The 13,515-nt window shown below is 72.5% G+C and carries 10 protein-coding genes; 6 read left to right on the top strand and 4 right to left on the bottom strand.

Annotated features, from left to right (window positions below):
• Nucleotides 1-55 precede the first annotated feature (55 nt).
• Nucleotides 56-646, top strand: coding sequence for an Rv1733c family protein (locus BS83_RS42470; protein WP_051944472.1), 591 nt, complete (start codon nucleotides 56-58; stop codon nucleotides 644-646).
• 260 nt (nucleotides 647-906) lie between these two features.
• On the opposite strand, the gene BS83_RS33095 is transcribed toward BS83_RS42470, so the two are convergent.
• The gene (locus BS83_RS33095) at nucleotides 907-2,745 is read right to left on the bottom strand and encodes an ABC transporter ATP-binding protein (RefSeq protein ID WP_084714517.1); all 1,839 of its coding nucleotides are present in this window, start codon (nucleotides 2,743-2,745) and stop codon (nucleotides 907-909) included.
• Between the two features lie 231 nt (nucleotides 2,746-2,976).
• Between BS83_RS33095 and BS83_RS33090 the strand changes: the two genes are divergently transcribed.
• Nucleotides 2,977-4,422: a glyceraldehyde-3-phosphate dehydrogenase gene (locus tag BS83_RS33090; protein WP_037607107.1), complete on the top strand. Its 1,446-nt coding sequence runs from the start codon at nucleotides 2,977-2,979 to the stop codon at nucleotides 4,420-4,422.
• Between the two features lie 59 nt (nucleotides 4,423-4,481).
• On the opposite strand, the gene BS83_RS33085 is transcribed toward BS83_RS33090, so the two are convergent.
• Entirely contained in the window at nucleotides 4,482-4,889 is a 408-nt protein-coding gene (locus BS83_RS33085) for a hypothetical protein (RefSeq protein WP_037607106.1), read from the bottom strand.
• A 164-nt stretch (nucleotides 4,890-5,053) separates the two neighbouring features.
• Here BS83_RS33085 and BS83_RS33080 point away from each other — a divergent pair, with 164 nt between their 5' ends.
• Nucleotides 5,054-6,598 carry an NCS1 family nucleobase:cation symporter-1 gene (locus tag BS83_RS33080; RefSeq protein ID WP_037607105.1) on the top strand — a complete coding sequence of 515 codons (1,545 nt, stop codon included), beginning with the start codon at nucleotides 5,054-5,056 and terminating at the stop codon, nucleotides 6,596-6,598.
• A gap of 88 nt (nucleotides 6,599-6,686) precedes the next feature.
• Nucleotides 6,687-7,304, top strand: a complete 618-nt coding sequence (locus BS83_RS33075) for a DUF1707 SHOCT-like domain-containing protein (protein WP_232248574.1) — start codon at nucleotides 6,687-6,689, stop codon at nucleotides 7,302-7,304.
• Between the two features lie 8 nt (nucleotides 7,305-7,312).
• On the opposite strand, the gene BS83_RS33070 is transcribed toward BS83_RS33075, so the two are convergent.
• Together BS83_RS33070 and BS83_RS33065 are read right to left on the bottom strand one after the other, a co-directional pair.
• Nucleotides 7,313-9,655, bottom strand: coding sequence for an ATP-binding protein (locus tag BS83_RS33070; protein WP_084714515.1), 2,343 nt, complete (start codon nucleotides 9,653-9,655; stop codon nucleotides 7,313-7,315).
• A gap of 196 nt (nucleotides 9,656-9,851) precedes the next feature.
• Nucleotides 9,852-10,262 carry a Fur family transcriptional regulator gene (locus BS83_RS33065; protein ID WP_037607104.1) on the bottom strand — a complete coding sequence of 137 codons (411 nt, stop codon included), beginning with the start codon at nucleotides 10,260-10,262 and terminating at the stop codon, nucleotides 9,852-9,854.
• 212 nt (nucleotides 10,263-10,474) lie between these two features.
• Between BS83_RS33065 and katG the strand changes: the two genes are divergently transcribed.
• Nucleotides 10,475-12,700 (top strand): catalase/peroxidase HPI, encoded by a 2,226-nt coding sequence (gene katG, locus BS83_RS33060; RefSeq protein WP_037607103.1) that lies wholly within the window; start codon nucleotides 10,475-10,477, stop codon nucleotides 12,698-12,700.
• Between the two features lie 85 nt (nucleotides 12,701-12,785).
• On the top strand, nucleotides 12,786-13,454 hold the full coding sequence (locus tag BS83_RS33055) for a Type 1 glutamine amidotransferase-like domain-containing protein (RefSeq protein ID WP_037607102.1): 669 nt from the start codon (nucleotides 12,786-12,788) through the stop codon (nucleotides 13,452-13,454).
• The last annotated feature ends 61 nt before the right edge of the window (nucleotides 13,455-13,515 follow it).

The raw sequence follows: 13,515 nt of genomic DNA, 5'->3' as shown, positions 1-13,515 counted from the left end.
GGGCACTGTCATGCCGGGCTGGTGGCACTTTCGTCGTGGACGGGCCCGTGGCCCGGTGCGCCCGTCGACCGTCAATCAGCTGACGCGGCAGACCGACCGCGCCCGGAGCCGGCTGCGCCTGTGGCAGGCGGTCGCGGTCGTCGCGGCGGTGCTCGGCGCGGTCGCCTCCGGCGTGCTGTTCCACGCGTCCGAGGCGGGCCGGGCGGCGTCGGAGCGGTCCACGGCCCGACCGGTCACCGCGACCACCGTGGCCGACGCTCCGTCGGTGCCGGCGCGCGGCCGGGCCACGGCCTACCTGGAGCGCGCTGTGGTGTCGGTCGCCTGGGACTTCCCCGCCGGGGTCCGGCACCTCGCACGGGAGTCGGTGGTGGCGGGCACTCCGGCCGGGTCGCCGGTGGTCGTCTGGGTCGACCCGCTCGGCCGCCCGCTGGGCACGCCGCCCGGCGCCCTGGACCTGGTCCTGGGCAGCGCCCTGGTCGGCGGCGGGACGCTCACCGTCCTGGGCGGCCTCGCCGTGGTCGGCGGTCGGCTGCTGCGGCTGCGGCTGGACCGCCGGGACCTGCGGACCTGGGCCGAGCAGTGGGCGCGCGTGGAGCCGGAGTGGTCCGGCCGCCGCCGCCACGACGCGGGCGACGGCGGCCGCTGAGCACTCAGCCGGAGAGGTTACCGGGGACAGCATCGCGGACATGCCCACGTCGAAAAGGACTGGACGCAGTGCACGCCGTCCACCAAGTGGGGCGAGGCGCAGGCGAACCTGGCGGGGGCCGCGGCGGACGGCTCCGGCGCGCTGTACACCACCTACACCCCGGCCGGACCGGCACGGTGCTGATGGACTACCCCGGCGACGCGCTCATCGGGGCGATCCTGGCCCGGGAGCCGGTCGGCCGACGCGCGCTCAGCGGTCGCTCAGCGCGCGTCGGCCGGGGCCGGGGCGGGGGTCGTGTCGGCCGCGGCGGTGTCGTCGAGGAAACCGCCGGACTGGTGCTGCCAGAGCTTGGCGTAGGCGCCGTCCGCCGCCAGCAGCTCCTGGTGGGTGCCCTGTTCGACGACCCTGCCCCGGTCGAGCACGACCAGCCGGTCCATCCCGGCCACCGTGCTCAGCCGGTGCGCCACCACCAGCGCCGTCCGCCCCTCCATCAGCCGCCACAGGGCCTCCTGGACCAGCAGTTCGCTTTCGGAGTCCAGCGCGCTGGTCGCCTCGTCCAGCAGCAGGATCGGCGCGTCCCGCAGGATCGCGCGGGCGAGCGCGACCCGCTGGCGCTGTCCGCCGGAGAGCTTCACGCCGCGCTCGCCCACCATGGTGTCGAAGCCCTCCGGCAGCGCGTCGGCGAACTCGGTGACGTGCGCCGCCTCAGCCGCCCGGCGGATCTCGGCCTCGGTGGCGTCGGGACGGGCGAAGGCGATGTTGTCGCGCAGGGTCCGGTGGAACATCGCCGGATCCTGCGGCACGTAGGCGGTCAGGCTGCGCAGGTCCGCCTGGCGGAGCCTGCTGATGTCCTGGCCGCCGATCAGGATCCGGCCGCCGTCGACGTCCGACATCCGCAGCAGCAGTCTGGTGAGCGTCGTCTTGCCGCCGCCGGAGCGGCCGACCAGGCCGATCTTGGACCCGCTGGGCACCGCCAGGTCCAGGCCCTCGAAGAGCGGCTCCGCGCCCGCGTGGGCGAAGGTCACCCGCTCGAAGCGGACGTCGGCGGCTCGGGTGCGCAGCGGTTCGGGGGAGGGCGGGTCGACCACCGTCGGCGGGACCAGCAGCAGCTCGGTGAACTGCGCGGCCTCCGTCATCGCGCTCTCCAGGCGGCGGTAGATCTGGTTGAACTCGAACATGATCCGGGTCGCGTTGGAGAAGTAGGTGAAGGCGACGATGATCGCCTCGACCCCGTGCCTGCCCCCGCCGAGCATGATCGCCAGCAGCAGTCCCAGCGCGTTCGTCAGCACGGACATCGGCGCGACCAGCGTGTCGATGCGCAGGTTGCCGTAGTCCCACGAGCGCAGCGAGAGCCGCCGGGACTCGGCCACCCGGCTGCGGTGCTCGGCGGCCTCGCGCTCCTCGGCCGCGAAGGCCCGGACCGTGTCCATGTTCATCAGGCTGTCGGCGACGTGGCCCGACACCCTGGCGATCGCCTCCTCGCGCTCGTCGACCAGCCGCTGACGCCGCCGGATCAGCGGCAGCACGCCGAGCGCGGTCACCGCGATCAGCGTCAGCAGGGCGACCACCAGCATCGGGTCGTAGCGCCACAGCACCACCGAGCCGAAGACCAGCGGCACCAGGCTGCCGACCACCTGGAAGGTGAGCGTGTCGACGGTCTCCTCGAAACGGGAGGCGAAGCTCAGCACCCGCTTGGTCAGCGAGCCGGCGAAGTTGTCGTGGAAGAAGGCGCTGTCCTTGGCGAACAGCTCGTCCATGCCGATGACGTAGAGGTGCTCGATGCCGAGGGCGTCCAGTCGGTTCAGGCAGTGCAGCCCGATCCGCCACAGTGCCTCGGCGACCAGCAGGACGCCGGTGAAGCCGATGACGTAGGGCAGCGCGGCGCCGACGGAGACGCCGCCGGTGCCGGCGATCCGGCCGACCAGCTTGGCGACCAGCAGCGGAGCGATGTAACCGATGCCGATGTTGCCCACGGCCGGCAGCAGCATGGCGGGTAGGGTCAGCCTGCGGAGTCGGGTCAACTCCCTTGCGTAGTAGCGAACTGCGAGCAGCACCGCGCTCCTGCCGGGCGCGGGCTCGCGGTGGTCCGGCGCATTCATGGCCACCTGTCCGGGTGAGGGCCCACGCGGACCGGGTCACGGTCGGTGGGCGGGACGGAACCAAGAGTGTCCCGTGACGCTGCTCACGGCGTCCAAGTGTTTTCTCCGCATTTCGCCACAGAGCGGAGGCGTCCGCACAGCTGTGGCGCACATGTGTGCGAGACCACGCGAATGATCAAAGTGGCCGAAAGCTACCATGGGGGTACCACCGAGCTCGCGAAAGATGGACCTGTGACTGTCAACGAAGACCTGTTCACTGACTGGAAGAACCGCGAAGAGATCGCGGAGTCGATGATTCCGATCATCGGAAGGCTGCAGCGGGAGCGTGACGTCACCGTTCTGCTGCACAGCCGCTCCCTGGTCAACCGCTCGGTGGTCAGCATCCTCAAGACCCACCGCTTCGCGCGCCAGATAGCCGGCGAGGAGCTCTCGGTCACCGAGACCTTCCCCTTCCTGCAGGCGCTCACCACCCTCGACCTGGGCCCCTCCCAGATCGACATCGGCATGCTCGCCGCCACCTACAAGGCCGACGACCACGGCCTCTCGGTGGAGGAGTTCACCGCCCAGGCCGTCGCCGGCGCCGTCGGCGCCGAGAAGCGCGAGCGCCGCGACTCCCGCGACGTGGTCCTCTACGGCTTCGGCCGGATCGGCCGCCTGCTGGCCCGCCTGCTGATCGAGAAGGCCGGCTCGGGCAACGGCCTGCGTCTGCGCGCCATCGTGGTGCGCCGCAGCGCCGGCGAGGACCTGGTCAAGCGCGCCTCGCTGCTGCGCCGCGACTCGATCCACGGCCAGTTCCACGGCACCATCACCGTCGACGAGGCGACCAGCACGATCATCGCCAACGGCAACGCGATCAAGGTCATCTACTCCGACGACCCGACCACGGTCGACTACACGGAGTACGGCATCAACGACGCGATCCTGGTGGACAACACCGGCAAGTGGCGCGACCGCGAGGGCCTGTCGAAGCACCTGCGCCCCGGCATCGCCAAGGTCGTGCTGACCGCGCCGGGCAAGGGCGACGTCCCGAACATCGTGCACGGCGTCAACCACGACACGATCAAGCCGGACGAGCAGATCATCTCCTGCGCCTCCTGCACCACCAACGCGATCGTCCCGCCGCTGAAGGCGATGGAGGACGAGTTCGGCGTGCTCCGCGGCCACGTGGAGACGGTCCACTCCTTCACCAACGACCAGAACCTGCTGGACAACTACCACGGCGCCGACCGCCGCGGCCGTTCGGCCCCGCTGAACATGGTGATCACCGAGACCGGCGCCGCCTCCGCCGTGTCCAAGGCCCTGCCCGACCTCAAGGCGAAGATCACCGGCAGCTCGATCCGCGTGCCGGTGCCGGACGTCTCGATCGCCATCCTCAACCTCCAGCTGGCCAGGGAGACCACCCGCGAGGAGGTGCTCGAGCACCTGCGCGAGGTCTCGCTGACCTCCCCGCTGAAGCGCCAGATCGACTTCACCACCGCGCCCGACGCGGTCTCCAGCGACTTCATCGGCTCCCGCCACGCGTCGATCGTCGACGCCGGCGCGACCAAGGTCGAGGGCGACAACGCGATCCTCTACCTGTGGTACGACAACGAGTTCGGCTACTCCTGCCAGGTGGTCCGGGTCGTCCAGCACGTCTCCGGCGTCGAGTACCCGACCTTCCCGGCCCCGGCGGTCTGACCCGCCCCACGCCGTCCCGTCCGCCCCCGCCCCGGTCTCCGGCGCGGGGGCGCGCGCGTTCACGTCCCGGAGGGCCGCGGGATCGGGATGCCGGTCTTGGTCGTGCCGCACACCCACGCCCCGCTCGGGATCTTCTTGCAGTCGCCGTTCTGCGGCGGCGTGCTGACCTCGCCGGGGCCCGGCGTCCTGGGCGCCATGGTGTGCGGGTCCGGCCGGGGCGTCTGCGTGCGCCGGTGCGTCGCCGTGCCGGCCGGTCGACGCGTCAGGGAGGGCGAGGCGGACGCGTCGGGGGACGCGGTCGGCGTCGCACTCGCGGTCGGCGTCGGCGCGGTGGAGGGGGAGAAGACCGGCGTGGCGGTGCGCGCCGGGCCCGGGTGGGTCGCCCCGGCGGCGGCCGAGCAGGCGGAGAGGGCGCCGGCGCAGAGCAGCATCGCCGCGGTGGCGAGGGCAGAGTTCCTGAAGATCACTGCGGCACCCTACGGGGCCGCTGCGACCGCGCTGAGCTGGGGGGCGGGGGCCGGCTCTGGCGCGGGTGGCGGGTGCGTCTGGTTTGTCCCGTTGTGCGGTCGGGGCGGAGGGTTCACGCTGCTGCTTCCGGTGGTGCCGCTCAGCGAGAAACCGAGGTGGCTCTGTGTCCTCAGCCGCAGTTCCGAGAACCGACCCGAGTGCGACGCAGCTGACGTATCCCGACGGCAGGGTGGCGCTGGCCGGGGGCGTCGTGCTGGACGACCCGCGCTTCGCCAACGGCGACCTGGCGCCGGTGCCGGTGGAGCGCCGGACCTGGCGCACCTACAACTACCTGGCGCTGTGGGTGGGCATGGCCCACTGCATTCCCTCCTGGACGCTGGCCTCGGGGCTGGTGGCGCTCGGGATGGACTGGAAGCAGGCCGTGCTGACCATCGCGCTGGCCAACCTGATCGTGCTGGCGCCGATGTTGCTGACCGGGCACGCCGGCACCAAGTACGGCATCCCGTTCCCGGTGTTCGCCCGGGCCTCGTTCGGGGTGCGCGGGGCGAACCTGCCGGCGCTGGTGCGGGCGGCGGTGGCCTGCTGCTGGTTCGGCATCCAGACCTGGATCGGCGGGGAGGGGATCTACCTGCTGGCGGGGAAGGTGCTGGGACACCGCTGGCTGACCGCCTCGACGATCTCCGGGACGCCGTGGACCCAGTGGCTGTCCTTCCTGCTCTTCTGGCTCGTCGAGATCGCGGTCATCACCCGCGGCATGGAGACCCTGCGCCGGGTGGAGAACTGGGCCGCGCCGCTGGTGATCGTCGGTGCGCTCGTGCTGCTCGGCTTCATGGCCTCGAAGGCGGGCGGCTTCGGTCCGCTGCTGGACCAGCCCTCGCGGCTGGGCTGGGGGAGCGGCTTCTGGAAGGTGTTCTTCCCCGCGCTGATGGGCATGATCGGCTTCTGGTCGACGCTGTCGCTGAACATCCCCGACTTCACCCGCTTCGGCGGCAGCCAGCGGGCCCAGGTCAGGGGCCAGGCCCTCGGGCTGCCGACGACCATGACGCTCTTCGCCGTCCTCTCGGTGCTGGTCACCTCGGGATCCCAGGCCGTCTACGGCGAGCCGGTCTGGGACCCGATCGCGCTCAGCGCGCGGATGAGCAACGTGGCCGGCGCGGTCTTCGCGCTGCTGGTCGTCATGGTGGCGACGCTGTCGGTGAACATCGCCGCGAATGTGGTCTCGCCCGCCTACGACCTGTCCAACCTGGTGCCACGGTTCATCAGTTTCCGTACCGGAGCGCTGATCACGGGCGTGATCGGCATCGTGATCATGCCGTGGAAGCTGATCGCCAACCCGCACGTCTACATCTTCACCTGGCTGGGCTTCGTCGGCGGCCTGCTGGGCACGGTGGCGGGCATCCTGATCGCCGACTACTGGTTCCTGCGCCGCACCGAGCTCGCGCTCGCGGACCTGTACCGGCGCGAGGGCCGCTACTGGTTCACCGGCGGCTGGAACCTGCGCGCGGTGCTCGCGTTCGCGGTCGGCGGCGTCCTGGCGGTCGGCGGCTCGTACTCCACGGTCGTCGGCGGCGTGAAGCAGGGCCCGTTCCCCGCGGACGGCCTGATCCCCTTCCTCAAGCCGCTGGCCGACTACGGCTGGGCGGTCGGCCTCGCCTCGGCCTTCCTGCTCCACGCCCTGCTCGGCCTCGGCCGCCGCGGTCGGGACTGAGCCGGCCGGGAGCGTTGACTCGCGCCACAGTCGCGACATATCGTGTTGCCGTATCGAGTGCTTCCCGTCTTCGGCAGCTGGAGTGTCCGTGGTGAACGAGTCCGTCCGGCTTCCCGGGCTCCCGGTCGACGGTCCCGTGCTGCGCGCCGGTGACGTCGACCGGGACCGGGTCGCCGCCGTGCTGGCGGACGCGCTGGCGACCGGGCATCTCGACCCGGACGAGCACGCGCAGCGGCTGGAGGCCGCGTACTCCGCCCGCACGCTGGCCGAACTGCATCCGCTCACGCTGGACCTGCCGGTGTCGGCGACCGAGCTGCAGCCGGTCGTGCCGCCCAGCGCCCGCCCGGTGACGGCGCTGTTCAGCAAGGTGCGGCGGGGCGGACAGCTGCCCGTGCCGCCGAGCAGCGTGGCGCGGGCGCGCTGGGGCAAACTGGTGATCGACCTGCGGCACGCCGTCTTCACCCGGCGGGAGGTCGTGATCGAGGCGGAGGCGCTGTTCGGCCTGGTCGAGATCATCCTGCCGCCCGAGGTCCGGGTCTACGACGAGGGCAGCGCGCTCTTCGCCAAGCGGGTCCTGCCGCTGGGCGCGGTGGACGGCACGGCCCCGGACGGGCCGATCCTGCGGATCACCGGGCGCGCGGTGCTCGGTCAGGTGCGGGTGCGCCGCGCGGGTGACGCGAAGTACCCGTGGCGGGAGTGGCGTTGAGCAGGGGCTCAGTCCGGCTCCGGCTCCGGCGCTGAGCCGGCCCGGTCGAGGGCGTCCAGCCGCGCGCGGACCTCGTCGGCGTCGCGGTGCTGGAGCCGGTCGAGGATGTCCAGGCTCTCCGTCCACGCGCGCCTGGCGGCCCCGGTCTCGCCGAGGGCCAGCCGGGTGTCGCCGATGTGGGTGAGGATCTCGGCCTGGAGGAAGTAGTCGCCCACCGTCCGACGCAGGCGCAGCGACTCCTGGTACGCCGGCAGCGCCTCGCGGTACTCGCCGAGGTGGTGGTGGATGAAGCCGACGCTGTCCAGGACGGAGGACTGCGCCGGCAGGTTGCGGTCCGCGCGGGCGAACTCGAGGGCCCGGCGGCACCAGGGGAGCGCCTCCCTCGGCCGCCCGAGGAAGGTCAGGTACCAGCCGACGCCGTTGAGCGCGAGGGCCTGCCCCGTGCGGTCGCCGAGCTCCTCGAAGAGCTCGAGCGCCCGGCGGGACTCGGCCACCGCCTCGGCGTAGGCGTGCTCCTCGCCGTGGGTGATGGCGATGTCGAGCCTGGTCCTGCCCTGCCTGGCCCGGTCGCCGAGGGCGGCGAACAGGTCGAGGGAACTGCGCAGTTCCCTGTGGGCCTGCGGCTGGCGGCCCTGCGAGCGGTGCACCTGGCCGAGCCATCGGTGCGCGTGCGCCTGGTGGGCGAGATCGCCGCTGCGCTCGGCCGCCGCCAGGGCCGCCTCGCTGACCCGCTCCCACTGCTGCCAGAGACCGGACTTGAGCAGGTAGGACACCTGCACGGCGGCCAACTGCCAGACATGGTCGTCGAATCCCGCCTGCCTGGCCCGCTCGACGACCTGTTCGAGCACCGGCTGCTCCTCCCGGTACCAGGCCAGCGCACGCTCCCGGTCGGCCGGGAGCTCAGGAGCCGTGCCGGGAGCCGGCTCGCCGAGGTCGAGGGCCGGCCAGGAGGCGTCGTCGGCGTAGGCGAGGGAGCCGGCCGACTGCGCGGTGTGCAGGTAGTGGTCGAGCATCCGCCGTAGCGCCTCGGCCCGTGCCTCCGGGGGCTCGAAGGCCGCCGCCTGCTCGGCGGCGTAGGCGCGCAGCAGGTCGTGGAAGGAGGAGCGGTCGCGGTCCGCGCCGGTGATCAGGTGGGCGCGACGGAGTTCGTCCAGCAGGGGGCGGACCTGGGCGAGCGGCAGCCCGGCCAGGCTCGCGGCCGCCGCCGCACTGATGTCCGGGCCGGGATGCAGGCCGAGCAGACGGAAGAGCCTCGCCGCCTGCGGGGCCAGGGTCCGGTAGGACCAGGACAGCACGGCCCTGACGTCTGCGTGGCTCTCCCCGGTGGACAGCAGGTCGAGCCGGGCCCGGGTGTCGCGCAGCTCGCGGGTCCAGACGTGCAGCGGGACGCCGGGGTGACCGGCCGCGTGCGCGGCGGCGATGCTCAGGGCCAGGGGCAGCCTGGCGCACAGCTCGACCAGTTCGTCGGTCGCGGCCGGGTCGGCCAGTACGGGCTCCGCGCCCAGTCGGCGGGCGAGCAGTTCGCGCGCCTCGGCGGGGGGCAGCACGTCGAGGGCCAGCGGCACGGCTCCGTCCAGGGCCACCAGCCCGGCCAACCGGTTCCTGCTGGTGACCAGCACCAGGCAGCGGTCCGAGCCCGGGAGCAGCGGGCGGACCTGGTCCGCCGCCCGGGCGTTGTCCAGCACGATCAGCGTCCGGGTGCCCGCCAGGCGGCTGCGGTAGAGCGCCAGTTGACCCTCGGGGTCGGCCGGGATGCGCGGGCCGGGCACGCCGAGCGCTTCCAGGAAGCCACGCGCCACGGCGGCGGCGTCGAGCGGAGGGCCGACCGGGTCGAAGCCGCGCAGGTCGGCGAAGAGCTGCCCGTCGGGGAAGCGGTGCGCCACCCGGTGCGCGAAGTGGACGGCCAACGAGGTCTTGCCCACGCCCGCGGTGCCCGCGATCGCCGAGATCACGACCGCGCCGCACTCGGGCAGCGGATCGCCGAGCAGCGCGTCGAGCTCCTTGAGCTCCCCGGCCCGCCCGGTGAAGTGCCGTATCGCCGAGGGGAGTTGCTGGGGCACGACGGGCCCGGCGGGCGGTCCGGCCAGGGGCGGCGCCGGGGACGGGCCCGGCGCGGCCGCGTCCTGGTCCGGTGTTCTGGCCGCCTGCAGCCAGCGGGTGCGGGTGTCGGCGTCGAGGCCGAGCGCCTCGGCGAGCTGGACCACCGAGGACATCCGCGGCCGGCGTCGGCCCGCCTCCAGTGCGCTGATAGACCGCGTCGACACCCCCGAGCGCGCCGCGAGCTCGTCCTGGCTCAAGCCGACCGACAGGCGTCGATCCCGCAGCAGCGCAGCGAAGACAGACGTCCCCACACTTCCCCCCGCCCCCGTGCGTGTCCGGGATCCGAGCCTAGCTGTCCGGAGAGCGGAGTGTCAGGGCAATGTCAGGACAAGGCGGTCGGGCCGCCGGGGACGGCGCGTACTTCGTCATCTCCCGCCGCACGACCGCCTGCACGGGCCGCCCGGAGGGTGCGCGGTCCCGGGTCACTCGGGGCCGCGCACGTGCGGGTCAGGCGCAGGAGGGGCAGAGGCCGCGGTAGGTGACCTCGACCTGGGAGACCGTGAAGCCGAAGCGCTCGGCCGCAGGGAGGTCGGCCAGCGGGTCGCCGGCCGGGTGGACGTCGCGGATGGTGCCGCAGCTGGAGCAGACCAGGTGCTGGTGCGGGTGGTGGGCGTTCGGGTCGTAGCGCTTGGCGCGCCCGTCCGTGGCGACCTCTATGACCTCGCCGAGGGAGACCAGTTCGCCCAGCGTGTTGTAGACCGTCGCCCGCGAGATCTCGGGCAGTCTGGCACTCGCCCTGGCGTGCACCTCGTCGGCGGTGAGGTGCACGTGCTCACCGTCGAGGACCTCCGCGACGACACGCCGCTGGGAGGTCATCCGCCAGCCGCGCCCTCGCAGTCGCTGCAGCAGGTCACTCATATGGGTTCACCTATCGGTTTCCGTGGGGATGGCCGAAGTTTACCGGTACCGTCTTGGTGTTCTTCTTGACTTGGACTGTGTCCATCGTAGGATCGGATCTGGTGATAGCCAAGGGGCAGGCAGACTCCAGTACGGCAGACGGCAGGCCGTCTGCCGGGCTCGAGCCCGTCGGGCCCCGCTCCCCGTGATCCGCCTGGTCCGGAAGGATTCCGATGTCTGAGAACCACGAAGCACACGCCGTAGACGCGCAGAGCGGGGGCGGATGTCCTGTCGCGCACGGGCGCGCCGCGCACCCGACGCAGGGCGGCGGCAACCGCCAGTGGTGGCCCGAGCAGCTCAACCTGAAGATCCTCGCGAAGAACCCCGCGGTGGCGAACCCGCTGGGCGAGGACTTCGACTACGCCGCGGCCTTCGAGACGCTGGACCTCCCGGCCGTCAAGCGGGACATCGCCGAGGTGCTCACCAGCTCGCAGGAGTGGTGGCCGGCCGACTACGGCAACTACGGTCCGTTCATGATCCGTATGGCCTGGCACAGCGCCGGCACCTACCGGATCAGCGACGGCCGCGGCGGCGGCGGCGCCGGTCAGCAGCGCTTCGCGCCGCTCAACAGCTGGCCGGACAACGTCAACCTGGACAAGGCCCGCCGACTGCTCTGGCCGGTCAAGAAGAAGTACGGCCAGAGCCTCTCCTGGGCCGACCTGATGATCCTCGCGGGCAATGTCGCGCTGGAGACCATGGGCTTCACGACCTTCGGCTTCGGCGGCGGCCGCGCCGACGTCTGGGAGCCGGACGAGGACGTCTACTGGGGCCCGGAGACCACCTGGCTCGCCGACGAGCGCTACACCGGCGACCGTGAGCTGGAGAACCCGCTGGGCGCCGTCCAGATGGGCCTGATCTACGTCAACCCCGAGGGCCCCAACGGCAACCCGGATCCGCTCGCCGCGGCCCGCGACATCCGTGAGACCTTCCACCGGATGGCGATGAACGACGAGGAGACCGTCGCGCTGATCGCGGGCGGCCACACCTTCGGCAAGACCCACGGCGCGGGCGACGCCGACCTCGTCGGCGCGGACCCCGAGGCGGCCCCGCTCGAGCAGCAGGGCCTGGGCTGGAAGAGCGCCTTCGGCACCGGCAAGGGCGTCGACACGATCTCCAGCGGTCTCGAGGGCGCCTGGACCAACACCCCGACCGCCTGGGACAACAGCTTCTTCGAGATCCTCTTCGGCAACGAGTGGGAGCTCACCCGCAGCCCTGCGGGCGCGCAGCAGTGGAAGCCGAAGAACGGCGCGGGCGCGGGCACCGTCCCCGACGCGCACGACGCCTCGCGCAGCCACGCCCCGACGATGCTGACGACCGACCTGTCGCTCCGCTTCGACCCGGCCTACGAGCAGATCTCCCGCCGCTTCCTGGCCGACCCGGCCGCGTTCGCGGACGCCTTCGCTCGCGCCTGGTTCAAGCTGACCCACCGTGACATGGGTCCGATCGCCCGCTACCTGGGCCCGGAGGTCCCCTCCGAGGTGCTGCTCTGGCAGGACCCGGTTCCGGCTGTGACGCACGAGCTGGTCTCCGACGCGGACGTCGCCGCGCTCAAGGGCCAGATCCTGAGCTCGGGTCTTTCGGTGGCCCAGCTCGTCTCCACCGCCTGGGCCTCGGCTGCCTCCTTCCGCGGCAGCGACAAGCGCGGCGGCGCCAACGGCGCCCGCGTCCGGCTCCAGCCGCAGGCCGACTGGGAGGTCAACGACCCGGACCAGCTCGCCGTGGTGCTCCGCGCGCTCGAGGGCGTCCAGCAGGGCTTCAACGCCGCGCAGTCCGGCGGCAAGCAGATCTCGCTGGCCGACCTGATCGTGCTCGCGGGCGCCGCGGGCGTGGAGAAGGCCGCGAAGGACGCCGGCTTCGACGTCACCGTGCCGTTCCGCGCGGGTCGTGCGGACGCCTCCCAGGAGCAGACGGACGTCGAGTCCTTCGCCGCCATGGAGCCGGCGGCGGACGGCTTCCGCAACTACCTGGGCAAGGGCAACCGCCTGCCGGCCGAGTACCTGCTGCTCGACAAGGCGAACCTGCTGAACCTCAGCGCCCCGGAGATGACGGCGCTCGTCGGCGGCCTCCGCGTCATCGGCGCGAACCACCAGCAGTCCTCGACGGGCGTCCTCACCAGCACCCCGGGCGTGCTGACCAACGACTTCTTCGTCAACCTGCTGGACATGGGTACGACGTGGAAGGCGACCTCCGAGGACGCGAGCTCCTTCGAGGGCCGCGACGCCGCCACCGGCGAGGTCAAGTGGACCGGCAGCCGGGTCGACCTGGTCTTCGGCGCCAACTCCGAGCTGCGCGCCCTCGCCGAGGTCTACGCGAGCGACGACGCCAAGGAGAAGCTGGTCAAGGACTTCGTCGCCGCCTGGGCGAAGGTCATGGAGCTGGACCGCTTCGACCGGGCCTGATCGGCTCCGCCGCTGATCCGTTCCACCGCGTGCGGGCCGTCCCCTCCGGGGGCGGCCCGCACGTCTGCGCCGGTAGGGTCGACCGATGCGTCTGTATCTCTCGTCCTTCCGCATGGGCGACAAGCCGGAGCAACTCCTCGCCCTGATCGGCGCGTCGGGCCGGGGACCGGGAGGCGCGGCGTCGGTCGCGGTCGTCGCCAACGCGATGGACGACCAGCCCGCGCACGAGCGGCCGGCGGGCGTGGAGCGGGAGTTCGCCGCGCTCGCCGGGCTGGGGCTGCGGCCGACCGAGCTCGATCTGCGGGACTGGTTCGACCGCCCCGCCGAGGCCGTGCGGGCGGCCCTTTCCGGCTTCGACGCGGTCTGGCTGCGCGGCGGGAACGTCTTCATGCTGCGCCACGCCCTCGCCCGCAGCGGCGCGGACGTGGCGCTGACCGCGCTGCTGCGCGAGGACGCCCTGGTCTGTGCCGGCTACAGCGCCGGGCCGTGCGTGCTGGCGCCCAGCCTGGACGGGCTCGAGCTGTGCGACGACCGTGACGCGGTGCCCAGGATCTACGGTGAGGCCGCGGTCACCGAGGGGCTCGGGCTTCTCGACTTCGCCTTCGTGCCGCACGTCGACTCCCCGGCGCACCCGGGAACGGCGCAGGTCGGCCGGGTGGCGGCCGGCTACCGCGCGGCGGGGACGCCGCACGTCGCGCTGCGGGACGGGCAGGTGCTCGTGGTGGATGCGGAGGGCCTGCACGGGCCGATGTAGTGAATTGAAAAGTTCTTCACTTGCTGCAATGCTGGCGGCGCCACCGCAGCCTCGGTGAGAG

Origin of the sequence: Streptacidiphilus rugosus AM-16, assembly GCF_000744655.1 — a bacterium.
Lineage (GTDB): Bacteria > Actinomycetota > Actinomycetes > Streptomycetales > Streptomycetaceae > Streptacidiphilus > Streptacidiphilus rugosus.
This window is presented reverse-complemented; position numbering and strand designations above follow the sequence as displayed.

Coding starts and splice junctions, on each gene's coding strand:
- katG (WP_037607103.1), top strand. CDS start 10,475: ATGTCTGAGAACCACGAAGCACACGCCGTAGACGCGCAGAGCGGGGGC.
- BS83_RS33055 (WP_037607102.1), top strand. CDS start 12,786: ATGCGTCTGTATCTCTCGTCCTTCCGCATGGGCGACAAGCCGGAGCAA.
- BS83_RS33065 (WP_037607104.1), bottom strand. CDS start 10,262: ATGAGTGACCTGCTGCAGCGACTGCGAGGGCGCGGCTGGCGGATGACC.
- BS83_RS33095 (WP_084714517.1), bottom strand. CDS start 2,745: ATGAATGCGCCGGACCACCGCGAGCCCGCGCCCGGCAGGAGCGCGGTG.